The following is a 22,375-nucleotide window of genomic DNA, read 5'->3' as shown; positions in this document are numbered from 1 at the left end:
TCGATGTCAGATCTTCGTGGCGCACCGAATATCATGGCTTCCAGGCACCAGTCGAAGGCGTCACTCGATTTCTTCCCGACGCCGCCCTGGGCGACCCGTGCCGTCATCGACGAGGTGCTGCGCCCGTACGGTATCGAGACGTCAGGCAAGCGCGTGCGCGACCCGGCCGCCGGCGGCGGTCACATGGTCGCGCCCTTGCTCGAGTCCTTTTCCGCCGTCGATTATTCCGACGTGGCAGACTGGGGCATCAATCCCGAGATCCGCGACTTCACTTTCGAGACCCGTGACAGCCTGATCGAGGACGGTCACGCGGTTCCGGACTGGATTTTCTGCAATCCGCCCTTCAACATCGCCGAGCGCTTCCTCGACCGCGCGCTGTCGATCGCTACCGAGGGCGTTGCCTTCCTCTGCCGCCTAAGCTGGCTGAGCGGACAAGATCGCTTCCGCACCATTCACGGCCCTCGACCGGCACAGTTGATCTGCCCGTTCTCCGAGCGGGTCGCAATGATCGAGGGTGTTTGGGATCCTGAAGCCAGCACCGCGACGGATTACGCCTGGTTCATCTGGTTTCAGAAACAGGCCGGCCGCAATGCGTACCGATCAGAGGTCTGGCACCTGCCGCCTGGCATGCAGGCCCGATACACCCGCAATTCCGACATGACACTGGCAACTCCTGGTGAAGCCGCCCGACGCGCAGCGGCGCGCAAGAAGGCCGGCGAAACCGAGGAAACGTTGCCCCTCTTCGAAGGAGCATGACGATGACATCCGCGTTGCCCCTGTTTGACAGTACCGAACTCGCCCGGGTGAAGGCTGAGTGCGAGCAGCTTTCAAAGAAGCTTCAAAGGGGCGGCGTCGATGCCAGGACAAGGATCGGCCGCGAGCAGAAACTGCAGTTGCTGCGCGCCAAGCAGATGCGGCTTGAGATGGAACTTGGCCTTGGGAGGCAGCAGTGAGAAAGCGCCGGCCAGAACGCAACGAAGAGCTGACGGAAGATCTTCTCACCCTTTTGGGATTCGATGGCTTCGTGCGCCTGGTCGAAGCTCATGGCGGCATCCGCATCTATGTGCCGCAATCCTCTGATGCGACCTTGCTGCCACAGGAGATCGGAATAGACAACGCCGCGCGGCTATGCAAAGAGTTTGGCCGCAGTTACATCCGGGTGCCGCTCGGCCGCGAACATCGCGCGCACAAGTATCGCCAGGACGGATTGACCAACGGCGTCATCGCACGCAGATTGGGCATCACTGAAACCGGCGTCGAGAAACTTTTCAGCCGGACAGGCGTTGAGCCAAAGCGGGTGGGCCGCAAGCGCGACGATCGTCAGCTCGACATGTTCGGACCCTCGGTCACAACCGATTAACACGTGTGCCCGCGCAGGCGGGCCTTACGCAATTCCCACTTTTTCCCACATAGTCGCTCCAATATTCGCATTGGGGCTTTTTTCATGTCATCTCTTGACCAGCGCTTGGCGGCTCGTATCGACGCCGGCGTCCTTTCCGCGATCGTGCCGCGTGCCGGCGCCAGGGCCGGCCAGCAGGCCGCAATCATCAACAAGTTCGCCGCGATGCTGTCGCCGCTGCTCGATCGCTTCCAGGTCGACACGGCGCTGCGCATCGAGCACATGCTCGCGCAGACGGCGCACGAGAGCGACAGCTTCTGCACCACGGAAGAGTATGCCAGCGGCGCGGCCTATGAGGGGCGCGCGGATCTCGGCAACAACAAGCCCGGCGATGGCAAGCGCTTCAAAGGTCGCGGCCTGATCCAGCTCACCGGTCGGTCGAACTACGCCCGCTTCACCACCTGGATGCGTGCCATCATCAGCGATTGCCCTGATTTCGTTGCCAATCCCGAGCTTGTGGCGGAGTTTCCCTGGGCGGCGTGGTCGGTGTTCTTCTTCTGGTCGGAACATGGCCTCAATGCCTATGCCGATCGCGATGACCTGCTCGGCGCGACCCGCGTGATAAACGGCGGCCGGAACGGGCTTGCCGCACGGGCCGCGCTCCTCGCCAAGGCCAAGAGTGCCATCGGCGCGCTGCAGGCCGACGGCATTTCAGGCCGGCAAGCTTATGCGGTTCTGCGTCGAGGCATGTCCGGTGAGCGTGTCGGCTCGCTTCAGCAGGCGCTTGCAGCCGCCGGCTTCTATTCTCTCGCTATCGATGAGGACTTCGGTCCCGGCACGGAGAACGCGCTGAAGCTTTTCCAGCGGGCGCGCGGTCTGACGGTCGATGGCATCGCCGGCCGCGAAACATTCGCCGCGCTCGATCCCTATCTCGCGAAGGCCGCCTGATATGGAGAAACCTTCCTACCGCACGTCCAAGCAGCAGCTCTGGTTCAATTCGGTCATGGCGTGGCTGGTGGTCATGATCCTTGCGTGTGGTGCCGTGGCGGGTTCCGCGCAGGCGGTTTCCTTCGGCACGATAGCAGTGCCGGCGCTGCTCACGCTGATCGCAACCATGCTCGGCATCCACCGCCACTTCGGCACCAAGGACATGAAGATCATGTCGCAGAGCCAAGGGGGACCGTAATGGAGCTGTTCGGCATCAAGCTCGGTACTGCCGCCATCGTCGCCCTGGGGACGGGCGCGCTCCTCCTCGGCGCCGCGACCATCGGCCTGAAGGCCGTCTCGACCTTTCAGGAAACGCTCTCGTCGATCGCCCAGCAAGTTCGCCAGGAGCGCGACGCATTCTGGCAGCTCGAGATCCAGAAGGCCAACAGTGCCGCCGCCGCCGCCAAGGCCGAACAGGCCAAAGCCGTCATCGAAATTCAGGCCGACGCGACCGATCGCGTCAATGCCGCCACCCAGGAACTCGAAGAAGTTAGGAAAAGAAATGCGGCTTTGTCCAATGGCGGTGATCGCGGTCTTGCCGCTGATCGCGTCGGCCTGCTCCCCAAGTAATCCGAATCCCGGTCCCGTCGTCGTGACACGGCTCGTTCGCACGACGCTACCGCCCGAGGTGCGCAAGGAGACGCCGGCGCTGTCGGTGATGCCGAAGAACCGTGATCTGACGCAGGACGAGACCTTGATCAACTGGTCGAACGATCGCGTCGCCCGCAATATCGGCGAGACCAGGCGCAAGGCCTGCGTGGCTGCGGTGGATGCCGGCGAGGTCACGCCATGAGCGATGAAGCGAACTTCGATCTCGCCGAGATCCTTGCGGATCGCGAGCGACAGACCGCGATCGATCTTGCCCGCGATGCGCTGAAGAGAGCGGGAAAGCGCAATTGCGAGGACTGCGGCGGCGAGATCGGGGCGAAGCGCCGCCAGATCCTGCCATCCGCAACACGCTGCATGCCGTGCCAGATCGCGCATGAAGCGATGGAGAAGGCGCGATGAATTTCACCCAGTCGGACATTACCTCGCTGGTCGCGCTTCTGTTGTCGTCGATCAACCTGTTCGCCGCCATCCGGACGATCTTGTCCGCAGGCGAGAAGAAGCTCGACGAGCGGCTGAGCAAGGTGGAGAGCAAGCTCGTCGAGTACGATCGCCGCATCCAGGCGCTCGAAAACGAGGTCAAGCATCTGCCCGACCGCGACACGACGCACCGCATCGAGATGACCATGGCCCAGATCATGGGCCGGTTGGATTCGCAGGATGCCACCCTGGCCGGGCGGTTTGCCGCGATGGATGAACGGCTGAAACCAATCCAGGCGATCGGCGAGCGCCTGCAGGATGTCCTTATTGAGCAGGCGAGGAATGCAGCATGACCCTTGGCATTGATTATGCCGAACTGGCGCGCGAGGAAGCGCGCCTCATCATCTTGAAGGAACTGTCGGTGCAGGCCAACGAGAGCCTGTCGTCGAGCATGATGGAGCCTGCGCTGCGCGTTTTCGCCATCTACCAGGAGCGCGCCTGGATACACCAGCAGCTCGACTGGATGGCGAACATGGGTGCAATCCACGTTACCGATGCCGGTAGCGTGAAGATCGCAACGCTGCTTGATGCTGGCTGGGCGCACCTTCGCCGCGAGCGTTTCATCGAAGGGATCAAGAAGCCGTCTGCCCTGAAGCGGGGCGTGTGACATGGCGAAGGGTCGCGGTCGCTTGACCGCCATCGATCAGCTTCCGGAAGAATGCGACGCGATCGTCACCTGGGCGGCACAGGCACTTGCCGATCGCGAACAGACACAGGTCGAGATCTATGGCGAGTTCAAAGAGAAGCTGATCGGCCTGCAGGGCGAGCAAGGTCTCGCTTTCGACATCCCGTCGTTCTCGGCCTTCAATCGCTATTCGATCAAGCTGGCCATGGTTTCTCGTCGCCTTGAACAGACGCGCGAGATTGCCGCCACACTATCCGAGCGCATGGATGCTCAGGGCTCCGACGAGCTGACATTGATCTCGGCCGAGGCGATCAAGACGCTGATCTTCGAAATCCTACAGGCGAAGGGCGAGGCCGGTCTCGATCCCAAGGGCGCGAAGGAACTGGCGGAGGCGCTGCGCGCTGCCTCGGCCGCCCAGGTCAGCAGCTCCAACCGTCGCCAGAAGCTTGAAGCTGAAGAGCGTGTTCGCAAGGTGGAAGCCGACATGAAGGCGAACGCCGAGAAGGCACTCGACACCTTGTCGACCGAGCCCGGCATCTCGAAGGAAGCGATTGCCCGCGCTCGTCGAGAGTTCCTTGGCGTCCGACCGAAGAAAGACGAGACCTGATGTCCGAAGCACCTGCGCAGTCGCCAGCATGTTCAAGATGCCGGGGCGTTGGCCTCGGCATCAAGCGTATCACCACGCGCAAGGACGGCTCGATCGCGACGATCAGCTACGATCTGAAGGCCGAGTGCTCGGCATGCCGGGGCACCGGCCTTGAGGTGATGGAGGTCCGTCGTGGCTGAAGCTGCTCTTCCCGGGTTGCCTCGAGGCAAATGGATCGATCCGCCGGTGATGGCGCTCGACCCCGCCGAGCTGCCCGACAATCTTCTGCGTGGCGGCGACATCCCACCGGATCTCGATCCGCTTGCTGAAGGCGTTCTGATGCGCCACCAGGCCGCCTGGATTGCCGACGAGAGCACGCTCAAGATCTGCGCGAAAGGCCGACGCACCGGCATTACCTTTGCCGAAGCCCTGGACTGCACCCTGATCGCGGCAGCTCGTCGAACTGCCGGCGGCCAGAATGTCTTCTACATTCCCGACACCAAGCCGAAAGGTCGCGAATTCATCGGCTATGCCGCGCACTTCGCCAAGACCGTGTCGAAGGAGATGCTGGAGATCGAGGACGGCGTTTATTTCGACATCAAGGAAGACGGCACCACGAAAGCCATCTCCAGCTACATCATCCGTTTCAAATCTGGCTTCCGCATCGAGGCCCTGTCGTCCAGGCCAGAAAACATCCGCGGCCTTCAGGGTACCGTCGTTATCGACGAGGCGGCGTTCCACCGCGACGTCCGTGGCGTCGTCGATGCCGTTGGCGCGTTGCTGATCTGGGGCGGCAAGGTCCGCATCATTTCCTCGCACAACGGTATCAGCAGCCCGTTCAACGAGCTGATCAAGGAGGCTGAAGCCGGCAAGAACGGCTTCAAGGTGCACACCTATTCGTTCGGCGATGCGGTGGCGAACGGCCTCTACAAACGCGTCTGCCTGATCAAGGGCTCGGAGTGGAGCCAGGAGAAGCAGGACGCCTGGGAAGCGGAGATCCGCAGTGCCTACGGTACGCGCACGGCCAAGATGAAGCAGGAGCTCGACGCGATCCCGGCCGAGGCGGAAGGCTCGGCGCTGACCCGCGTCCTGATCGAAAGCTGCATGTCGCGGGATCTGCCGTCCGTGGTCCGCTGGGACCGTCCGGATGAGTTCAAGAACCTCGAAGACTTCGAGCGCGAGGAACAGGCTCAAGAGTTCTGTGAAGGCATCTTGAAGCCGCTTCTCGATGCCCTCGATCCCGATCGCGAACATGTCTTCGGCGAGGACTTCGCGCGATCGGGCGACAAGACCGCGATCGTCGTCTTCGAAGTCGGTGCCGATCTCATTCGCCGGGCCCGGATGGTTGTCGAGCTGAAGAACATTCCGTTCGATCAACAGCGCGACATCCTCTTCTACATCGGCGACGGACTGCCACGTCTGACCGGCGGCGCGCTCGATGCCCGTGGCAACGGCCAGTATCTCGCCGAAAAGGCGCGCCAGCGCTGGGGCGAGTGCATCCATGAGGTGATGCTGTCGGCGAAATGGTACGCCATGAACATGCCGGCCTACATCGAGGCGTTCACGGACAAGACGCTGCTTCTACCGTTCGACGCCGACATCCTCGCCGACCACCAGGCGCTCGCCTACGTCAACGGCATAATCAAGGTTCCCGATCAGCACTCGACGAAGGGCGTCGATGGCTACGATCGCCACGGCGACACCGCGCCGGCCGGCGCTCTCGCCTGGTTCGCCAGCACGCAGGAATTCATCGCCTACGAGTACGAGACCAACCGGAAGACGACGACGGCGGGACACAACGGCGGCCCGCCTCTCGACGACGATCGGCGGCGCAACGTCAACATCTACATGAGAGGAAGTCTATAATGGCGTCGTTCAGAGACTGGCTCGGGCGGGTTGTCCTCGGCCGCGAACTGATGGATCAGGTCGCCGATGGCCGTATTGGCTCGGTTCGCAATCCATTTTCCGGTCACCCGGCCGACGGGCTGACGCCGCAGCGCATGGCAGCGATCCTGCGGGCCGCCGCCAACGGTGAGCCGGAATCCTACTTCGAACTGGCGGAAGACATCGAGGAGCGCGACCTGCACTATTCCGCCGTGGTCGCGACCCGCAAGCGTTCGGTGGCGCAGCTGCCGATCAGCGTCAAGGCCGCGTCCGATAGTGCCGATCATCAGAAGCATGCCGCCCTGGTGCAGTCCTGGATCGATGACGACGTCCTGCGCGCCTCGCTGTTCGACATGCTCGATGCGATCGGCAAGGGCCTGTCGGTCATGGAAACGGACTGGCAATATCAGCGCGGAAACATGCTGCCGCGCGAACTGATCTGGCGAACCCAACGGTGGTTTACCTTCGACCAGGCCGATGGCGAAACCGTGCTGCTTCGCGAAGGCATCTCCGGCGAGCCGCTCGCGCCGCACAAGTTCGTCATCCATCGCCACAAGGCCAAGTCCGGCCTTACCATCCGATCGGGCATCGCCCGGATTGCCTGCTGGGCTTGGATGTTCAAGGCCTTTACCGTGAAGGACTGGGCGATCTTCTGCCAGAACTTCGGCCAGCCGATCCGCATCGGCAAGTACGGCCGAGGCGCGTCCGAGGCTGAGAAGGACGTGCTCTGGCGCGCCGTCAGCGGTATCGCCGGCGACTGCGCGGCGATCCTGCCTCGGGAGATGATGATCGAACTGACCGAGGTCGGTTCGAAGGGAACATCCACCGACATGTATGAGCGCCGCGCCGATTGGCACAACCGCGAGATCTCGAAGCTTGTGCTTGGCCAGACGACAACGACCGACGCCGTCTCCGGTGGTCATGCGGTCAGCCAGGAGCATCGTCTCGTCCAGGAGGATATCGAGCGCGCCGATGCGATGATCCTGTCCTCGACGATCAATATGCAGTTGATCCGGAACATCGTCGCTTTCAATTTCGGCCCGCAGGATCAGTACCCCACAATTCGCATCGGGCGGCCGGACGAGGTTCCGCTCAAGGATTTCGCCGACGCCTTCAGCAAACTGGCGCCAGAGGGCCTTACCGCTGACGAGAGCTTCTTACGCGAGCGGATGGGCATCCCGGCGCCGAAACCCGGCGCGATCCTGATCGGTGGGCGCAAGCCCGGTCCAGCTCCGGAGGGCGACGTGCCGCCGCCAGTTTCTAAGAAGGAACAGCCTGGAAAGACCGTCCACAGCATGTTTGACGGTCTCTTCAACAAGTCGGCTCACGCTCGATCCACATCCGACGACGTCATCGACGCCCTCACCAGCCGGCTTGATCGTGACGCGGCCGGCGCGATCAGCGGCATGGTCGATGAGGTCAGGACGGCGTTGATGCAGGCCACCGACTTGCGCGACGCGGCCGAGCGGATCGCCAAGCTCAACCTTTCTCCTGATGGTCTCACCGAGGCGATGGCGCGGGGGATGGCTTTGGCGCATCTCGCGGGCCAAGCCGCGCTCGTCGACGACCTCAGGGGAAGCGATGAATAGCGGCTCACAGACGCTCGCTGACGCGCGTTCGCCGACTGTCGAGCCCGCGAACCGCCCGAACGTGCCCACGGCCTTCAAAACGGCTTCAAAATGGATGGGGATGCTCGTTGCTCGGATGGCATCGACGCTCTCGGTCCTCGATCAGCCGTTTCAGGAAGCGATCGACTTCCTGAAGCAGAAAACAGCGACGCCGACGAAGAGCTGGCGCGACGTCTGGGATGGCGCGCATTCGAAGATGTTCATGGTCGCCGGCGCGACCTCGACGGCTCTTGTCGGCGACATCCAGGCGGAGATCGCCAAGGCTCTCGAGAACGGCACGACGCTCGCTGATTTCCGCACCGGCTTCGACGCGATCGTCAAGAAGCATGGCTGGTCCTACAACGGCGATAGGGGCTGGCGCACGCGCACCATCTTCGAGACCAATCTGCGCACCGCCTACGCCGCCGGCCGCTACGCCCAGATGACCGAGCCGGACAATCTGGCGACATTTCCCTACTGGCAATATAATCACTCAGGCTCGCTACATCCGCGCCTTCAGCACAAGGCCTGGAACGGGCTTTGCCTCGCGGCCGATGATCCTGCCTGGGACAGCATGTACCCGCCGAACGGGTTTGGTTGCGGCTGCTTCGTCACGCCGGTGTCGCGCCCTGGTCTTCGCCGCCTGGGCAAGGCCGGCCCCGATCGCGCGCCAGATCTCGACCAGCTCGGCACCGATCAGCCGCTCGGCATCGATCCCTCCTTCGCTTACAATCCCGGCAAGGTCTGGCTCGATCAGACCGCGCCTGGTCCGACGCCGGTCTCCGCCAATGAGGCGACGGTCGCGGCATTCATTCGCTCCGCCGGGCGCGGCAAGTGGCCTGATGGCAGCTGGACGCCGGCGGGCGTCGTCGATGAACAGGTCGCCGCGCAGCTCGGCGTTGGCGCCGGCGCCGAGCTGCGCTTGCTCGCCGAGACTGTGCGCAGCCTGGACGTCAGCTCGATCGAGGCCAACGATTACGCCATCGTTCCGCGTCGGCTGGTGCGCGGTGGAAAAGTCAGCGCCAAGGGCAAGGGCTCTTTCGTCGTCAGCAAGGACATCGATGGGCGCAGCTGGTCGGCCGACGTCGATGTCGTGAAGGACGGGAAGCGAACCAAGCTCCACCTGGGCAAGATCCGCAGCGAGGTGAAGCAATGAGCGGCGTGTCGCTTTCCTTCACCGTCACCGATGCACCTGTCAGGCGCGCGTTCGAGCAGCTCGAGCGTGCCATGGGCGGCAACACCCGACCGTTGATGTCGGCGATCGGCGTCGAACTGGTTGGCTCGACCCACATGCGTTTCGTCACGCAAACCGATCCGGAAGGGCAGGCTTGGCAGGCGCTGAACACCACGTATGCCCAGGACAAGCACAACTCTCGCATCCTCACCGAGAGCGGCCGGCTGCGCGACAGCATCAACGCGCGGGCCAGCAACGACGAAGTCCGCGTTGGATCCAACGTGGTCTACGCCGCCGCTCACCAGCTCGGCGCGACCATCACGCCGAAGAACGCGTCGCATCTTTTCTTTCGGATGGGCGGTCGATTGATACAGGCCGACAGTGTGACCTTGCCCGCCCGCCCGTTCCTCGGTATATCGAACGACGACGAGACCGCGATTTCCGAGATCGTCTTCAGCTTCGTTGACCGATACGTCACGCGGCCCTAACTCTCCCCCCTTGCATACCCGCAAACCCTGCCGCCCGCCTCGGCGGGCATGATATCGGCGTCGGCCGCATGGCATTCCTCGTGCCATGGAAAAGGCAATCAACTCACTCATCCGCGCTCTCAACCAGGCCGACGCGACCGCGCCGGATTGGCTGCATCTGCTTCCGGCCGTCGGATTTTCCGGCGCTGACGGTCGCGGTCCTTACACCAAGCCCGACGCGGACGCGCTGATTGCCCTGTTCGGCAAGGACGGTCTGAAGCTCGCCGTCGACGAAAACCACTCCACCGATCTTGCCGCCAAGCAGGGTTTTTCCGCGCCGGCGCGCGGCTGGATCGTCGAGCTTCAGAAGCGTGACGACGGCATCTATGGCCGTGTCGAGTGGACGCCAGAGGGCAAGCGGATGATGGAGGCCAAGGAATACGGCTTCCTGTCCCCGGTCTTTTTCCACACCGCCGAAGCGCCGTTCAAGGTCACGAAGCTGCTGCGCGTCGCGCTCACCAACGATCCCAATCTTCCTTTCCTGAAATCACTTCACAGCAAAGAGGACGCTGACATGCTTGAAGAATTGCGGAAGGCTCTTGGCCTTCCCGAGACCGCCGACGAGGCTGCCGTGATGGCGGCCGTCAAGGCGGCTCACGCCGCACAGGCCGCCGCCGCGACCAACCAGACGGCTACCGCCGCCCTGATGTCGCGCATCGCCGAGGCCGCCGGCGTCGCGGCCGACACCGCGCCCGATGTCCTGGTCACCGCGATCCAGTCGCGCGGCAAGGCCACGGCGACCGAAGCCGAGAATGCCGAGCTGAAGACGCAGCTCGTGTCGCTGCAGTCGCAGTTGACCACCCTTGCCACCGGCACCGCACGCGACAAGGCGGAGGCAGCGATCGGCGCTGCCATCGAGGCGGGCAAGATCGTGCCGGCGCTGCGCGATCACATGATCGCCCGCCACATGAAGAACCCGGCCGAAGTCGAAACCGAACTGAAGGTGATGCCGTCGTTGAACGCCGGCGGCCTCGGCGGTCGCAAGCTTCAGGAGAGCGGCGACACGCTCACGGCCGAGGACGATCAGGTCATGGCCATGATGGGCATCGATCCAACCGCCTACGCCGCAACGGCCAAGGCGCTGCACGGAAAGGGCAACTGACCATGGTGGCTACCAACGACATCCGCACGAAGAAAAAGCCGGGCATCGGTCGCGCGTATGGTTACCCGGCTCTGGCAGGCGTCGTCGTCTTCGGCGGCGCGGCCGTCGGCATCACCGCCGCCAAGGAAGCGGTGCCTGCCGGTCATGCCAGCGCCATCAAGCTCATGGGCTTCGCGGAAGAGCGCATCGACAACGCCGCCGGCGCGACCGGCGACCAGTACGTCAAGATCGAGAAAGACGTTCGCGTCATTCCGCTGCCCGGCGCGACCGTCGCCAACATCGGCGCTGCTGTCTACGCCAGCGCCGACGACACCTTCACCCTGACGGCGGGCTCCCTGCTGCAGATCGGCACCATCGACGCCATCGACGCTGACGGCGTCTGGCTCAAAACTCTCTAAGGAGCGACCGTTGGATATCAATTCCAATACCCTCAAGAGCATCTACACCGGCCTCTCGACTGCTTATAACGGGCGGTTCACTTCGGTGCAGACGTTCTACAATTCCGTCGCGATGACGGTGCCTTCGACCACGGCCATGAACGAATATCCGCGTCTCGACGATCTGCCGGGCATGCGCGAATGGATTGGCGATCGTGTCGTTCATGACCTGTCGGCGCAGACCTACGTCATTCGCAACCGCGAGTTCGAAAAGACGGTTTCGATCAAGCGCAGCCAGATCGAGGACGATCAGATCGGCATTTTCACGCCGGTCGCCAGCCAGATCGGCCAGGACGCGGCCGAGTTTCCGGACCAGCTCGTCTTCCCGCTGATGAAGAAAGCCGAGACCGTCAAATGCTATGACGGTCAGTATTTCTTCGACACCGACCATCCGGGCTACGATGAAAATGGCGGCGCGACCTCCGTCGTCAACTTCACCGACGGCGCCGGTCCCGCCTGGTATCTGATCGACGACACCCAGGCGATGAAGCCTTTCGTCTTCCAGAGCCGGAAGAAGTTCGCCCTGACCGCCATGCAGAATCCCGACGATCCGAACGTGTTCTACCAGGGCAAGTTCGTGTGGGGCGTGGATGGTCGCTGCAACGCCGGCCTCGGGCTCTGGCAGCTCGCCCACAAGTCCAAGGCAACGCTCAATGCCGCGAACTACGCCCTGGCGCGCACCGCCATGCAGTCGATCCGCAAGAGAAGCGGCGAGATCATCAACATCCGCCCGACCAAGCTTTGCGTGCCGCCGGCACTCGAAGGTGTCGCTCGCCAGATCCTCAATGCCGAACTGGTGAACGGCGGCGATAGCAACGTCTGGGCGAAAAGCGCCGAAGTCCTGGTCATTCCGTATCTCGCCTGATGCTCCACTGGCGGGCTCTCCTCCCGCCAGTCCCGTCGCCGGTGTCCTCCCAGGCCGGCGACGGGTTTCTGAAAAGCGGCCGATCGGCGACCGCTTTTTCGAAACCCGAAGGAAAAGGATCGATGACGAAAATCCAGATCATCTGCAGTTCGCCCGGCATGCGCCGCAACGGCATCCCTCATGCTGCGAGCGCGTTTTATGAGAACGGTCACTGGACTGAAGAGCAGCTCGACGCGTTTCGCGCTGATCCGGCCTTCGTCGTCCGCGAGGCGGATGAGGCCACGGAAAACACGCAGACCGACGCTGACTTCAAGCTGAAGGTCGATGCGGAAGTGTCGCGACAGATCGAACTCAGATCATCGGAGCTCAGCAAGACCTTCAAGAAGGCCGTTGATGATGCCGTTGACGCCAAGGTCGCCAAGCTGAAGGGCGAGCATGAAACCGCCCTGGAGGCCGCCGGCAAGAAGCTTGCGGCAGCTGAGACATCCGTCACCGACCTGCAGGCGAAGCTTGCCACCGCCCAGACCGCCAATGCGGATCTGCAGGGCAAGCTCGACGCGGCCGAAAAAGCCAGCACCAAGAAATAACGCGGCAGGCCAAGACCGGGCGGCGGGGCAATCCGGCTCCGCCGCCACGGGCATCATCATCCAAGCGAGGAGCGCCGCGAGTGGGGCATGCCCTGTCTGACAGGGCCGCAGCTCCGAAGCCTCCCGACCGGACCAGGACGCAGAAATGCGCCGGCGGAAACAGCGGCAAGACTGAAGCCCAGAAACCCCGAAAGGACTTACATGCGTTCGTTCTACAGCATCCGAAGTATCGGCTCCTGCGCCGTGATCCTTGCAAGCTTGATCAGCCTGTTCCTGGTCACAGCGCCGGCGTCGGCCGAGGTTGTCCCGCTCGATGCGGGTTACCACCTCACGCATGACCAGAACCGCCCCGACTTCGCATACGTCGTCTACGACATCCTCCCGGCTGCGGAGGTCAGCCGGATCGAGCGGACGGTCGTCGATCCCTTGATCGCGTTCACCGCAACGCTTCCGCTGAAGCCGGAATATGCCGAAAGCTACGCCAGCGCCGGTCAGAACTTCATCGACCTGCGACGGCGTTGCTAGGCCGCCTTTCCCGCAGACCTGACTTCGGGGCTGGCTTCGCGGCCGGCCTCGTTTCCAACCTTCCGGATCTCGAAAGATCAACTGATGTACGCAACCGTTTCCGACATGATCGCTCGCTTCGGCTTGACGCAGATCATCCGCCTGTCGCGTCCGGAGGACCGCACGGCCGAGACCGTCGATGACGACAAGGTGCTGACCGCGATCGCCGATGCCACCTCCTTGGTTAACGGCTACATCCGTGGCCGCTATCTCGTGCCGATCGCGAGCCCGCCCGATGAGATCGTCCGTGCCACCTGCATCATCGCCCGCTACGATCTTGCCCAGGGCGAGCACACGGACCCGAGCGAAGAGATGAGCAAGGGGCGCAAGGATGTCGTCACCTGGCTCGAAAACATCGCCAAGGAACTGATCAATCTGGATGTGCCCGTCGCGGCGCCGGCCGGCCCGGCAGTCGGCTCCGGGCCCCGCATGTCCGATCGGCCTCGCATCATGTCGCACGATACGTTGAGGGGTTTTTGATGAACCTCCTCAATGCGCCGATCCGCAACATGGAACCGGCCATCGTCGAACGCCTGCGTCTGGCCTTCCCCGAAAAGACGTTCGCGATCGAGCGCGTTCCGCAGACGATGACGATCAAGGAATTCGAGACCATCTCTCGCAGGTCGCCGTTCATCGGTCTCGCCTGGACGGGCATGCGTCCGGATACAGCGAGCGGCCGTGTGCTGAAGGGGAAGATGCTCTGGCGCCTGATCCTCGTCTACAAGGCTTCGAGCACCCTTGACGCACGCTTCAAAGGCGACGCACGCGGTCTGGGCCTGGACGCGATGATCGACGTCTCGGTTGCGCTCCTGCAGGGCGCGGAAATCCCAGGCGTCGGCTTTGCCAGCGTGACGCTTGCCAACAGCATCATCGCCGACGGTTGGAGCGACGACGCCATCGTCATCGCCCAGGTGGACTTCGACGTCACCTTCACCGCCAACGTCGCCGGCTTCGGCCTGAAGACGCTCGATGAATTCCTTGCCTTCGGCGTGACCTGGGCGATTCCAGGCGACGACGCCGCCGCGACCGACGAACTCACCATCCCTGCCGAGGAGTAAGCCAGCATGAAATTCTTGAAGCCCGCCGAGGGCAGAACCGTTGACCAGCCGGACGGCACGCCGTGGCCGCCCGAGGGCATGGAAGCGCCGGACACATTGTTCGTGCGCCGCCGCATCGCCGATGGCGATCTGATCGAAGCCGACGTGCCGGCCGAGGAAGCAAGCACACCAAAGCCTAAAGGAGGCAAGTGACCATGGACTTTACAGAGATCCCGTACGACTGGCTTGAGCCGGCGACATTCCTCGAGGTCAAGCCGAACTACGCCAGCATGGGCGTTCTGCCCTATCCGACGAAACCAATCCTCGCCGGACAGAAACTCGCCGCCGGCACGCTGGTCGCCGGGCAGGTGGTCGAAGTGACGAACGCTGACGAAGCCATCGCGCTTTTCGGCCGTGGTTCCGTTGGCGCCGAGATGGTCAAGGCCTTCCGCTACGCCAACAAGACGACGCCGCTCTTCGTGACGGCAGTCGCCGACGCCGCCGGCGCCGTCAAGGCGACGGGCACCCTGACCTTCGCGGGCAATGTGCCAAGCGCCACCGTTCTGCGCTTCAAGATCGGCGGTCGGGCGATCCGCATCACGGCCAAGCCGACCGACAGCGTTACCGTTCTCGCGGCAGCGCTGGCCGCCGCGATCAATGCCGATATCGACAACGTCGTCACGGCGGCGGCGGCACTCGGCGTGGTAACCTGCACCGCCCGCAACGGTGGTGAAGTCGGAAATGGCATCGACCTGCGCGTTGACATCGATGCGCAGCCGGTTCCGAACGGTCTCACGATCGCGGTCGCCGCCATGGCGAACGGTGCTGGCAACCCGGATCTGCAGGCCGTTCTCGACAGCCTGACCAACACTTGGTTCACCGACATCATCGTCCCGTGGGCCGATGCGACCAACATGGCGATCCTCGCCGAATGGCTGCGCGTCCGTTACACCGCGACCGCCAAGCTCGACGTTCACGGCTTCGTGGCGACCCGCGGAACTTATGGCCAGCTCGGCACCTTCGGCCAGTTGACCAACTCGCCGTTCCTCACGGCAATGGGCCTGAAGAACTGCCCGACCAGCCCGTGGGTTCTTGCCGCCGCAGTCGCCGGCGTCGCGACATTCCAGCTCACGAACGATCCGGCACGCCAGCTCCGCTCGCTCGTCGTGCCGGGCGTCACGGCTCCAAACGCCGCTGACCAGTTCACCGAGGAGGAACAGAACCTGCTCTTGAACAAGGGCATCTCCACCTTCGACGGGCTTTCGGACGGCTCGCTCGTCATCTCGCGGCTCATCACGACGTACAAGACATCGAGCCTTGGCGTCGCCGATCGCGCCTGGCTGGACATCATGACGCCGAAGACGCTGTCGCGCATCCGCTACGACTGGGCGGCCTATGTCACGCTGCAGTATCCCCGCTCCAAGCTGGTCGATGACGAAAGCGAGGCAGCTTTCGCCAGCCGTTACGATAGCGACGAGGACGCCGGCAGCGCCGTCGTCACGCCGCGCCGCATGCACGCCTCCTGGGGGGCGCGTTGCAAGCTCTACGGTGAAAAGGTGTGGATCGAGGATGTGAGCCGCACCGTCAAGGAGAGCGTGTTCGCTCGCTCCGCCGACGACAAGAACCGCCTCGAAAGCCGTCAGCAGATCCGCATCGTCGGCAATCTGATGGTGCTCGCCGGCTCCCTCGAATTTCAGGTCTAAGGAAGGATCTTAAAACATGGCTCAGACTTTGGGCATCGTCGATATCATCTGGCGGGGGCGTAACATCCCTGTCGAGAAGGGCGCGAAGATCCGCGTCGGTGGTATCAAGAACAACGCAGTCACCTATGGCCGCAAGGTCGGCCGCGCCCAGGAGTACCAGGGCTCGGAGGTGACGGCCACGACCAACCTCGAAGCCGGCCAGCGCTGGGGCAACCTCTGGGATTCGAGTGAGGGCGAGCTGCAGGTTGTCTGCGACACGGGCCAGACCTTCGTCATCGCCGACGCCTTTCTCGTCGATGACATTCCCGAGATCACCGGCGGCGAAGGCGGCAAGATCGAGCTCAAATGGGCAGGCTCTTCGCCCGAGGAGATCCTGGCATGACGGCGGCGATTTCGAAGAACATCTCCATTGACCTCGACGAAGACGCCGAGGTTGCCACTGCCGCCGTCGTGGATCTTGATCGCCCTGTTGCCCTGGACGGCAACAAGGTCGATTCCGATGTCATCGATGAGGACGTCAATCCGCTCGACACTTTGCCGAAGGATGCCATCCGTAACGCCGACGGCTCTGTCACCCTGCCTTTGAATGTCAGCGTGACGCTGAAGACAAAGAAGGACGGCAAGATCAAGGAACGGGTGTTCAACGAGCTCGTCTTCCATCGTCTCGTCGGTGCAGACCAACGGGCGATCGCGGCCGCTTCCGAAGAGCATACGGTTGTCACGTCGTTCGCTCGTACCACGCGCCTAAACCAGGCGATCATGAACGCGCTGTTCGACAAGATGGACTTGTCCGACGTGACGCGTGGCGGCCGGGTGCTCAACTATTTTTTGAACAATGGCCCAAAAACTGGCGCGTGATGTTTGGCGCGCTGGCCGACGGGACAAGCCTCTCGGCGTCGGAGATCGATAGCTTCGACGCCGAAAAACTCATCTTCTGGTGGGACTGCATAATGGAGTGGCGGAGATACGCCGCAAACTTGGAGAGTTGAAATGGCGTCTCGCAATATGGCCCTGGATGTTCTTGTCCGGCTGAAGGACATGCTCTCCTCGCCATTGCGCGGGCTCCGCCGCAGCCTCCAGGGCGTCGCCGACATGGCACGGCGGATCGGCGTCGTCGGTACCGCGATTGCGGCGATCTCTTTCATGGCGCCGATGCAGGAGGCTGCGGCGTTCCAGCAGCAGCTTATCGACATAGCGGGCACCGCAGGCAAAAGCGGCTCGGCCGCCTACCAGATGGTCGATGATCTGAAGGCACGTTATGAGGGCCTCGCGCTCCAGATCGGGCAGACGTCCGACACCATCGCCAAGGGCTCCGGCAAGATGATTGCCGCCGGCCTGGACGAAGCGCTCGTCGATCGCTCGTTGAAGGGGATTGGCAAGGCGACCAAGGCGGCCAATGCCGACTTCAACGACATGGCGGGTGTGGCCGTTTCGCTTCTTCAGACGCTGAAGCTTCCGGCCAGCGAGCTCGACGACACCTTCGCTGGCCTGATCGTCGCGGGCAAGGAAGGCTCCTTCGAATTGAAGGACATGGCGAAGTATTTCCCGACGTTGACCGGACAGATGGCGAAGCTCGGCATCACCGGCCGTAACGCCGCGACCCAACTCGCAACCATGCTGGAGATCGCGAAGAAGGGCACGGCGGACCCGGCCGAGGCGGCGAACAACCTCAACAACTTCCTGTCGAAGATCACGTCTCCGGAGACCAGGCGCAACTTCCAGAAGATGGGTGTCGATATTCAGGGCGTCATGCAGGACGCAGCCACGAAGGGCATCAACCCGATCGAGGCCGTTATCCAGAAGATTTCCAAACTTAGCGGGATCTCGGGTAAGGAAATCGAAGGGCTGATGAATAAGGCGAAGGCGAACGGCCTGGAAGGTGCGGACGCGCTTGAAGAGGTCCGCAAGCAGCTCGAGGCCATATATGGTGCCGGCGCCCTCGGCGGACTGTTCGCCGACATGCAGGTTATGGGCTTCCTCATTCCGATGCTTGCCAACATCGACGAGTACAAGCGCATCAAGCAGGCTGTCGGTGACGCGACCGGCGCGATGAGCGACGAAGACTTCGCAACGCAGATGGAGAGCTTGAACACGCAGCTCGTCACGCTCGGGGAGATCGGAACGCAGGCGGCGCGTGAAGTGGGATTGGCGTTTGGTGCTTGGTTGCCGCCGATTAATCGGCTCCTCATGGAGACTTTGAAGTGGCTTCGAGAGTGGGATAAGGCGACCGGTGGCATGGGCCGCGCCGCGCTTGTGGCGGCTGGTGGTGCAATATTGCTTGCTGGCGCCCTCGGCGCGATCGGCATCGTCCTGCCAGCTGTCGCCGCCGGAATGTCGTTGCTCTTCTCGCCAATGCGCCTTTTGGGTCAGGGAATAAAGACGCTTGGAACCCCGTATGTTGGGCAAGCCAGGGTGGCCCTTAGTGCGCTGGGCACCGTCATCACGGGCATCAGCGCGCCCATTTGGGCGGTCGTCGCCGCCGTTGCCGCCGTGGCCATTGCGATCAATCGCTATTGGGAGCCGATCAGCAATTGGGTCGCGGGCTTTGGCAGCGCCATAGCAGCAGGATTGGCCGTGCCCTTGGCGGCGATGACCGACTTCGCCGGGAAGGTCGCCGGGTGGGCCGGGCAGAAGCTTCTTGACTTCGCCCAGTGGCTCGGCCTGGACGAGGCGGCGGTCGGCGCTGTCACCGGTCGTATCGGCGCCTTTGCCGATACCATCGTCCAGACGATCAAGGCCATTCCCGCAGCCGTCGGAAACTTCCTGTCGGAGATCTTCACGCGGAAGGATTACTCCGATGAAGCCGAGGCCGGCTTCCGCGACGCCGGCACCCGCGCCGGTCAGGCCATGGTCGATGCGATCAAGGCGGCCTTCGGCGCGCTGATGGATTGGTTTTCAGGTCTCGGCGCACGCATCGTCGAGGCGATCGGCAAGATCGACATATCGAGCGTCATGCCGAACTTCAGGGACTATATTCCGAACTTCGGATTCGGGAGTGATGCCGCGAAGCCGCCGGCGATCAATCTGCCTTCGAACGACAATGCACCCGCGTCCGATGGGCTGGGCACGCCTGACAAGCGCGCGTCGCTCGGCAACGGTCTGTCTCCGGCAGTCGCGCAGAATACCGTCAAGCTCGACGCCGGCGGCACGCTGCGCATCTCGGCCGATCCGGGTCTCAAGGTCACCAGCGCCGAGCCAAACAGCAGCAGCATGAACTATCAGACCGCCAACACCGGCCGCGCCGTCGGGAGAAACTAATGCAGCTCGACAGCATCTCTTGGGTTCTGCCCGGCCTTCTGCCTGGCTCTTATCGCGGCATCACGTTTCACGTTCCGGACGCGAGCAATGATGTCGGCCGGCGCGTGGTCGAATACCTGTTTCCGGGCGTCGATGCCGCCGATTACGACGACTTCGGCCTTGCACCTGGTCTGGTGTCGGTGAACGGGATTATCGTGGGGGACGACTATCAGCTTCAGGCCGCGTTGCTGCAGGCTGCATTCGAGAAGGCAGGACCGGCAACCCTCATCCATCCTTGGCTCGGCCCAATGACCGTCATCATGGAAGAGCCGGCGCAAATCTACTTCTCCGATCGTGAACTGCGCGTCGTCCGGTTCTCTGCCCGCTTCAAACGCGTCTCCTCGATCGCCGCGGGCTTTGCGACCGGCCTCGCCAATCTCTCCTCGTCGATATCGTCCATCGTTTCCGCCGCAACATCGCTGGCAGTGGCCGTTGGGGCGGTCATCTCATCCGTCCGGACGTTGTCGGCTGGGCGCTCGTATCGCGTTGTCACCAGCGCCATCGATGGACTGACAGCGCCGGCGGGCACCGGGCGATTGTTGCCGCGCCTGAAGGCATCGATCGCGGACGGCGACCCGGCTGACCCTGTTGCCTTTGACTTGCTGATGCAGACCGCAGCGGCGCTGATCAACAGCGACACCTCGACGCCGGCCGTCTCGCCGGCCGCCGGCGCCGTCATCCAGGAGCAGCCTAGACCCGTCCCTACAATGAGCATGGGCCTGACGCTCGTCGAGCAGCTGAACGCTGACTCACTAGACGCGCCAAGTGATGCCGATCGCGCGCTTCTTCTTACGGCCGGCGCGCAGTTCCTCGCGCAGCTCGCCGCGCAATCGACCTTCGCCGACTATGCGTCTCGAAAGGAAGCGCAAGCCATGCGGGGGCGCGTTACCGCCGCGATCGAGGCTTTGTGTGATAGTCTCGACCAGTTCTCCGGATCGACCTTCGATGCAGCGAGCACCGTCCTGCGCCGATCGGCCCGCGACCTTCAGTCGTCGATCATCGCGGACATCAACGAGAGCATCGGCCGCCTGCCTGCCGTCCTCATCTTCCGCGCCGATCGGCCGCTCGATGCCTGGCTTCTCGCGCAGCACGTCTTCGGCGACACCCCACACCTCATCGAGGCGGGCTATCGCGACATCGTCGCACGCAACAATCCACGTCACGCCTCGGCATTGCCCGCAGGCAACATCGAGGTGCTTGGCTGATGGCGACCATCCTCCCGATCCAGCTTCGCGTCGCGGGCACGGTCTACGAGAAATGGACCTCGGCCGAGGTGACGCGCGACCTGAAGGACTTCAGCGGTTCGTTCAACTTCACACTGCGCGATACCAAACGCTCGCTGCAGACCTTCGCCTACGCCAGCGCTGGCACGGCTTTCGATATGCGTCCCGGGTTGGCGGTCGACGTCCTGGTCGAAGGCACTGTCGTTCTCAAGGGCTATATCGACAAGGTCTCGCCGTCGATCAGCGAGACGCAGGCCGAGGTCAGCATTTCCGGCCGGGACAAGACCGGTGACCTCGTTGACAGCGCGGCCCTCACCGACGGCCCGTCGGAGTTTCGCAACGTCAAGCTCGAGGACGCGGCCGGCCAGATCTCCAAGCCGTTCGGTTTGAGCGTGCGCAGCGAGATCGACACTGGCGAGCCATTCACGCGCTACGGGCTGGATCTTGCCGAGACCGCGTTCTCCGCGATCGAGAAGGGCGCGCGCTCCCGGCATGCGCTCGTGCTATCCGATGGCGTCGGCGGCCTTGTCATCACCCGCACCGGCAGCAACCGCGCGCCGGCTGATCTCACGCTTCCAGGGAACGTCATCGCCTCTTCCGGCACCTACAGCAACGAAAACCGCTACTCCAAGACCTATGTGCGCGGCCAGGGCGAAAAGGCCGGCAAGTCGCGTTCCGGATCGGCCGCGCTCGACAGCACGGCCGCGCCGCTCGATCCCGCCGATCGGCAGTCCGGCGACGGTTCGGCAACCGAAGCCGAGCGCAAGGGAACCGCCGCGACGGGCATCGCCGTCGACGATGAGATCACTCGCTATCGTCCGGCCGTTCATCTCGCCCGCAGCAAGGCAGATGCCACCAGCGCCCAGGACGAAGCCGATTTCCGCATGCGCACGGCACGCGGCGAGAGCGAAGAGGTTACCGAGACCGTCAAAGGCTTCTCAGTCGATGGCAAGCTCTGGCGCGTCAATGAGATCGCCTATGTGTCGGACGCCTTCCAGAACATCGAGCGCGACATGCTCATTACGCGTGTCGTGAACCGATCGGATGGAAGCGGGAATTTCACGGAGTTGACGCTGTCGAGCCCTGAAGCATTCGACGACAAGCCGGTTGGCAAGCGTCGCACTAACCGCACCCGCAAGAAGAAGGCCGCTGCCGGCAGCCTCGACAGCAGCGCAGAGGCTCTTTGATGGACAAGGAAACCGCCGACAAGACGCGTGGCATGATTCGCCGCGTCGTTCTGAAGAATGTTAAGGATGACGGCCAGACCCAGACTGCGTCGGCCGAGGTCGCTGAAGGTGTCTGGCGCGACGATGTCGAGATCATGCAGCCATACGGTTTAGCGTCGCATGTTCCTGTAGATGGATCGCTCGCCGTGGTTCTGGCGATCGGCGGCGATCAGGGCGATCTTGTCATCATGAATGTCTCCAACCCTTCCAAGCGCCTGGGCAAGCTTCCGGAGGGAGCGGTCGGGAACTACAACGAACACGGCGATCGTGTTCTGATCCTTCCCGATGGCACCGTTCAGGTCGCCGCCGGCACGGCGCTCGATGTGACCGTTGGCGGCGTCAACTTTCGCGTCTCGGCCGACGGTGTCGATATCACCGGCGGTTATGTCCGCCACAATGGCAAGAACATTGGCGACACCCACGTTCATGGCGGCGTTGTTCCCGGCGGCGAAGACACCGACGTCCCGTCGAACTGATCCATTCCCGCCCGCCTCGGCGGGCATGACGTTCACCTTGCGC

General features: G+C 63.1%; 31 protein-coding genes. All 31 read left to right on the top strand.

Annotation, left to right across the window (positions count from 1 at the left end):
• Window positions 1–3 precede the first annotated feature (3 nt).
• The 31 genes from GGQ67_RS05650 (at window position 4) to GGQ67_RS05500 (ending at window position 22,332) form a co-directional block, all read left to right on the top strand.
• Complete coding sequence (locus GGQ67_RS05650; protein WP_183899216.1) at window positions 4–756, top strand: DNA methyltransferase family protein; 753 nt, start codon at window positions 4–6, stop codon at window positions 754–756.
• Between the two features lie 2 nt (window positions 757–758).
• Entirely contained in the window at window positions 759–953 is a 195-nt protein-coding gene (locus tag GGQ67_RS05645; protein ID WP_183899215.1) for a hypothetical protein, read from the top strand.
• A complete protein-coding gene (locus GGQ67_RS05640; protein ID WP_183899214.1) occupies window positions 950–1,360 on the top strand; it encodes a hypothetical protein in 411 nt (136 codons plus the stop codon). Before GGQ67_RS05645 ends, GGQ67_RS05640 begins: the two co-directional genes overlap by 4 nt.
• A gap of 84 nt (window positions 1,361–1,444) precedes the next feature.
• Window positions 1,445–2,287, top strand: a complete 843-nt coding sequence (locus GGQ67_RS05635; protein WP_183899213.1) for a peptidoglycan-binding protein — start codon at window positions 1,445–1,447, stop codon at window positions 2,285–2,287.
• A 1-nt stretch (window position 2,288) separates the two neighbouring features.
• On the top strand, window positions 2,289–2,525 hold the full coding sequence (locus GGQ67_RS05630; RefSeq protein WP_183899212.1) for an NAD(P)+ transhydrogenase beta chain: 237 nt from the start codon (window positions 2,289–2,291) through the stop codon (window positions 2,523–2,525).
• Complete coding sequence (locus tag GGQ67_RS05625; protein ID WP_183899211.1) at window positions 2,525–2,896, top strand: hypothetical protein; 372 nt, start codon at window positions 2,525–2,527, stop codon at window positions 2,894–2,896. The genes GGQ67_RS05630 and GGQ67_RS05625 overlap by 1 nt, the downstream gene beginning before the upstream one ends.
• A 22-nt stretch (window positions 2,897–2,918) precedes the next feature.
• A complete protein-coding gene (locus tag GGQ67_RS05620; RefSeq protein WP_183899210.1) occupies window positions 2,919–3,119 on the top strand; it encodes a hypothetical protein in 201 nt (66 codons plus the stop codon).
• The gene (locus GGQ67_RS05615) at window positions 3,116–3,334 is read left to right on the top strand and encodes a TraR/DksA C4-type zinc finger protein (RefSeq protein WP_183899209.1); all 219 of its coding nucleotides are present in this window, start codon (window positions 3,116–3,118) and stop codon (window positions 3,332–3,334) included. The genes GGQ67_RS05620 and GGQ67_RS05615 overlap by 4 nt, the downstream gene beginning before the upstream one ends.
• A complete protein-coding gene (locus tag GGQ67_RS05610) occupies window positions 3,331–3,705 on the top strand; it encodes a DUF2730 family protein (protein WP_183899208.1) in 375 nt (124 codons plus the stop codon). The genes GGQ67_RS05615 and GGQ67_RS05610 overlap by 4 nt, the downstream gene beginning before the upstream one ends.
• Window positions 3,702–4,019: a VpaChn25_0724 family phage protein gene (locus GGQ67_RS05605; protein WP_183899207.1), complete on the top strand. Its 318-nt coding sequence runs from the start codon at window positions 3,702–3,704 to the stop codon at window positions 4,017–4,019. Before GGQ67_RS05610 ends, GGQ67_RS05605 begins: the two co-directional genes overlap by 4 nt.
• Window position 4,020: 1 nt before the next feature.
• Window positions 4,021–4,644 (top strand): phage protein Gp27 family protein, encoded by a 624-nt coding sequence (locus GGQ67_RS05600; protein ID WP_183899206.1) that lies wholly within the window; start codon window positions 4,021–4,023, stop codon window positions 4,642–4,644.
• Window positions 4,644–4,823 (top strand): hypothetical protein, encoded by a 180-nt coding sequence (locus GGQ67_RS05595; protein WP_183899205.1) that lies wholly within the window; start codon window positions 4,644–4,646, stop codon window positions 4,821–4,823. Before GGQ67_RS05600 ends, GGQ67_RS05595 begins: the two co-directional genes overlap by 1 nt.
• Before the next feature lie 49 nt (window positions 4,824–4,872).
• Window positions 4,873–6,489 carry a hypothetical protein gene (locus tag GGQ67_RS05590; RefSeq protein WP_210279563.1) on the top strand — a complete coding sequence of 539 codons (1,617 nt, stop codon included), beginning with the start codon at window positions 4,873–4,875 and terminating at the stop codon, window positions 6,487–6,489.
• On the top strand, window positions 6,489–8,096 hold the full coding sequence (locus GGQ67_RS05585; protein WP_183899203.1) for a DUF935 domain-containing protein: 1,608 nt from the start codon (window positions 6,489–6,491) through the stop codon (window positions 8,094–8,096). The genes GGQ67_RS05590 and GGQ67_RS05585 overlap by 1 nt, the downstream gene beginning before the upstream one ends.
• Window positions 8,089–9,270 (top strand): phage head morphogenesis protein, encoded by a 1,182-nt coding sequence (locus GGQ67_RS05580; RefSeq protein ID WP_246400122.1) that lies wholly within the window; start codon window positions 8,089–8,091, stop codon window positions 9,268–9,270. Before GGQ67_RS05585 ends, GGQ67_RS05580 begins: the two co-directional genes overlap by 8 nt.
• Complete coding sequence (locus GGQ67_RS05575) at window positions 9,267–9,776, top strand: phage virion morphogenesis protein (protein WP_183899202.1); 510 nt, start codon at window positions 9,267–9,269, stop codon at window positions 9,774–9,776. Before GGQ67_RS05580 ends, GGQ67_RS05575 begins: the two co-directional genes overlap by 4 nt.
• 85 nt (window positions 9,777–9,861) lie before the next feature.
• Window positions 9,862–10,917, top strand: coding sequence for a phage protease (locus tag GGQ67_RS05570; protein ID WP_183899201.1), 1,056 nt, complete (start codon window positions 9,862–9,864; stop codon window positions 10,915–10,917).
• 2 nt (window positions 10,918–10,919) lie between these two features.
• Complete coding sequence (locus tag GGQ67_RS05565) at window positions 10,920–11,315, top strand: hypothetical protein (RefSeq protein WP_183899200.1); 396 nt, start codon at window positions 10,920–10,922, stop codon at window positions 11,313–11,315.
• A gap of 10 nt (window positions 11,316–11,325) precedes the next feature.
• Window positions 11,326–12,219, top strand: a complete 894-nt coding sequence (locus tag GGQ67_RS05560; RefSeq protein ID WP_183899199.1) for a Mu-like prophage major head subunit gpT family protein — start codon at window positions 11,326–11,328, stop codon at window positions 12,217–12,219.
• Window positions 12,220–12,341: 122 nt separating this feature from the next.
• On the top strand, window positions 12,342–12,806 hold the full coding sequence (locus GGQ67_RS05555; protein ID WP_183899198.1) for a hypothetical protein: 465 nt from the start codon (window positions 12,342–12,344) through the stop codon (window positions 12,804–12,806).
• Between the two features lie 201 nt (window positions 12,807–13,007).
• The gene (locus tag GGQ67_RS05550) at window positions 13,008–13,331 is read left to right on the top strand and encodes a hypothetical protein (RefSeq protein ID WP_183899197.1); all 324 of its coding nucleotides are present in this window, start codon (window positions 13,008–13,010) and stop codon (window positions 13,329–13,331) included.
• An 84-nt stretch (window positions 13,332–13,415) separates the two neighbouring features.
• On the top strand, window positions 13,416–13,850 hold the full coding sequence (locus GGQ67_RS05545) for a gp436 family protein (protein WP_183899196.1): 435 nt from the start codon (window positions 13,416–13,418) through the stop codon (window positions 13,848–13,850).
• Entirely contained in the window at window positions 13,850–14,428 is a 579-nt protein-coding gene (locus tag GGQ67_RS05540) for a hypothetical protein (RefSeq protein WP_183899195.1), read from the top strand. Before GGQ67_RS05545 ends, GGQ67_RS05540 begins: the two co-directional genes overlap by 1 nt.
• A gap of 6 nt (window positions 14,429–14,434) precedes the next feature.
• Window positions 14,435–14,620 (top strand): DUF2635 domain-containing protein, encoded by a 186-nt coding sequence (locus GGQ67_RS05535; protein WP_183899194.1) that lies wholly within the window; start codon window positions 14,435–14,437, stop codon window positions 14,618–14,620.
• Window positions 14,621–14,622: 2 nt separating this feature from the next.
• Entirely contained in the window at window positions 14,623–16,110 is a 1,488-nt protein-coding gene (locus GGQ67_RS05530) for a phage tail sheath subtilisin-like domain-containing protein (protein ID WP_183899193.1), read from the top strand.
• Between the two features lie 16 nt (window positions 16,111–16,126).
• Window positions 16,127–16,492 carry a phage tail tube protein gene (locus GGQ67_RS05525; RefSeq protein WP_183899192.1) on the top strand — a complete coding sequence of 122 codons (366 nt, stop codon included), beginning with the start codon at window positions 16,127–16,129 and terminating at the stop codon, window positions 16,490–16,492.
• Window positions 16,489–16,968 (top strand): hypothetical protein, encoded by a 480-nt coding sequence (locus GGQ67_RS05520; RefSeq protein ID WP_183899191.1) that lies wholly within the window; start codon window positions 16,489–16,491, stop codon window positions 16,966–16,968. Before GGQ67_RS05525 ends, GGQ67_RS05520 begins: the two co-directional genes overlap by 4 nt.
• 132 nt (window positions 16,969–17,100) lie before the next feature.
• Entirely contained in the window at window positions 17,101–19,368 is a 2,268-nt protein-coding gene (locus GGQ67_RS05515; RefSeq protein WP_183899190.1) for a phage tail tape measure protein, read from the top strand.
• On the top strand, window positions 19,368–20,612 hold the full coding sequence (locus GGQ67_RS05510) for a DNA circularization N-terminal domain-containing protein (RefSeq protein WP_183899189.1): 1,245 nt from the start codon (window positions 19,368–19,370) through the stop codon (window positions 20,610–20,612). Before GGQ67_RS05515 ends, GGQ67_RS05510 begins: the two co-directional genes overlap by 1 nt.
• A complete protein-coding gene (locus GGQ67_RS05505) occupies window positions 20,612–21,817 on the top strand; it encodes a phage baseplate assembly protein (protein WP_183899188.1) in 1,206 nt (401 codons plus the stop codon). The genes GGQ67_RS05510 and GGQ67_RS05505 overlap by 1 nt, the downstream gene beginning before the upstream one ends.
• The gene (locus GGQ67_RS05500; RefSeq protein ID WP_183899187.1) at window positions 21,817–22,332 is read left to right on the top strand and encodes a phage baseplate assembly protein; all 516 of its coding nucleotides are present in this window, start codon (window positions 21,817–21,819) and stop codon (window positions 22,330–22,332) included. Before GGQ67_RS05505 ends, GGQ67_RS05500 begins: the two co-directional genes overlap by 1 nt.
• The last annotated feature ends 43 nt before the right edge of the window (window positions 22,333–22,375 follow it).

It is taken from the genome of Rhizobium metallidurans (genome assembly GCF_014196505.1).
Classification (GTDB): Bacteria; Pseudomonadota; Alphaproteobacteria; order Rhizobiales; family Rhizobiaceae; genus Rhizobium; species Rhizobium metallidurans.
The sequence above is the reverse complement of the archived record's forward strand: the minus strand, read 5'-3'. Positions and strand labels throughout refer to the sequence as shown.

Excerpts from the sequence above, each read along its gene's own strand:
- GGQ67_RS05565 (WP_183899200.1), top strand. The coding sequence starts at position 10,920 with ATGGTGGCTACCAACGACATCCGCACGAAGAAAAAGCCGGGCATCGGT.
- GGQ67_RS05610 (WP_183899208.1), top strand. The coding sequence starts at position 3,331 with ATGAATTTCACCCAGTCGGACATTACCTCGCTGGTCGCGCTTCTGTTG.
- GGQ67_RS05635 (WP_183899213.1), top strand. The coding sequence starts at position 1,445 with ATGTCATCTCTTGACCAGCGCTTGGCGGCTCGTATCGACGCCGGCGTC.
- GGQ67_RS05645 (WP_183899215.1), top strand. The coding sequence starts at position 759 with ATGACATCCGCGTTGCCCCTGTTTGACAGTACCGAACTCGCCCGGGTG.
- GGQ67_RS05515 (WP_183899190.1), top strand. The coding sequence starts at position 17,101 with ATGGCGTCTCGCAATATGGCCCTGGATGTTCTTGTCCGGCTGAAGGAC.
- GGQ67_RS05600 (WP_183899206.1), top strand. The coding sequence starts at position 4,021 with ATGGCGAAGGGTCGCGGTCGCTTGACCGCCATCGATCAGCTTCCGGAA.
- GGQ67_RS05510 (WP_183899189.1), top strand. The coding sequence starts at position 19,368 with ATGCAGCTCGACAGCATCTCTTGGGTTCTGCCCGGCCTTCTGCCTGGC.
- GGQ67_RS05580 (WP_246400122.1), top strand. The coding sequence starts at position 8,089 with ATGAATAGCGGCTCACAGACGCTCGCTGACGCGCGTTCGCCGACTGTC.
- GGQ67_RS05650 (WP_183899216.1), top strand. The coding sequence starts at position 4 with ATGTCAGATCTTCGTGGCGCACCGAATATCATGGCTTCCAGGCACCAG.
- GGQ67_RS05605 (WP_183899207.1), top strand. The coding sequence starts at position 3,702 with ATGACCCTTGGCATTGATTATGCCGAACTGGCGCGCGAGGAAGCGCGC.
- GGQ67_RS05590 (WP_210279563.1), top strand. The coding sequence starts at position 4,873 with ATGGCGCTCGACCCCGCCGAGCTGCCCGACAATCTTCTGCGTGGCGGC.
- GGQ67_RS05570 (WP_183899201.1), top strand. The coding sequence starts at position 9,862 with ATGGAAAAGGCAATCAACTCACTCATCCGCGCTCTCAACCAGGCCGAC.
- GGQ67_RS05615 (WP_183899209.1), top strand. The coding sequence starts at position 3,116 with ATGAGCGATGAAGCGAACTTCGATCTCGCCGAGATCCTTGCGGATCGC.
- GGQ67_RS05525 (WP_183899192.1), top strand. The coding sequence starts at position 16,127 with ATGGCTCAGACTTTGGGCATCGTCGATATCATCTGGCGGGGGCGTAAC.
- GGQ67_RS05540 (WP_183899195.1), top strand. The coding sequence starts at position 13,850 with ATGAACCTCCTCAATGCGCCGATCCGCAACATGGAACCGGCCATCGTC.
- GGQ67_RS05535 (WP_183899194.1), top strand. The coding sequence starts at position 14,435 with ATGAAATTCTTGAAGCCCGCCGAGGGCAGAACCGTTGACCAGCCGGAC.
- GGQ67_RS05625 (WP_183899211.1), top strand. The coding sequence starts at position 2,525 with ATGGAGCTGTTCGGCATCAAGCTCGGTACTGCCGCCATCGTCGCCCTG.
- GGQ67_RS05550 (WP_183899197.1), top strand. The coding sequence starts at position 13,008 with ATGCGTTCGTTCTACAGCATCCGAAGTATCGGCTCCTGCGCCGTGATC.
- GGQ67_RS05585 (WP_183899203.1), top strand. The coding sequence starts at position 6,489 with ATGGCGTCGTTCAGAGACTGGCTCGGGCGGGTTGTCCTCGGCCGCGAA.
- GGQ67_RS05530 (WP_183899193.1), top strand. The coding sequence starts at position 14,623 with ATGGACTTTACAGAGATCCCGTACGACTGGCTTGAGCCGGCGACATTC.
- GGQ67_RS05555 (WP_183899198.1), top strand. The coding sequence starts at position 12,342 with ATGACGAAAATCCAGATCATCTGCAGTTCGCCCGGCATGCGCCGCAAC.
- GGQ67_RS05630 (WP_183899212.1), top strand. The coding sequence starts at position 2,289 with ATGGAGAAACCTTCCTACCGCACGTCCAAGCAGCAGCTCTGGTTCAAT.
- GGQ67_RS05545 (WP_183899196.1), top strand. The coding sequence starts at position 13,416 with ATGTACGCAACCGTTTCCGACATGATCGCTCGCTTCGGCTTGACGCAG.
- GGQ67_RS05520 (WP_183899191.1), top strand. The coding sequence starts at position 16,489 with ATGACGGCGGCGATTTCGAAGAACATCTCCATTGACCTCGACGAAGAC.
- GGQ67_RS05500 (WP_183899187.1), top strand. The coding sequence starts at position 21,817 with ATGGACAAGGAAACCGCCGACAAGACGCGTGGCATGATTCGCCGCGTC.
- GGQ67_RS05505 (WP_183899188.1), top strand. The coding sequence starts at position 20,612 with ATGGCGACCATCCTCCCGATCCAGCTTCGCGTCGCGGGCACGGTCTAC.
- GGQ67_RS05575 (WP_183899202.1), top strand. The coding sequence starts at position 9,267 with ATGAGCGGCGTGTCGCTTTCCTTCACCGTCACCGATGCACCTGTCAGG.
- GGQ67_RS05595 (WP_183899205.1), top strand. The coding sequence starts at position 4,644 with ATGTCCGAAGCACCTGCGCAGTCGCCAGCATGTTCAAGATGCCGGGGC.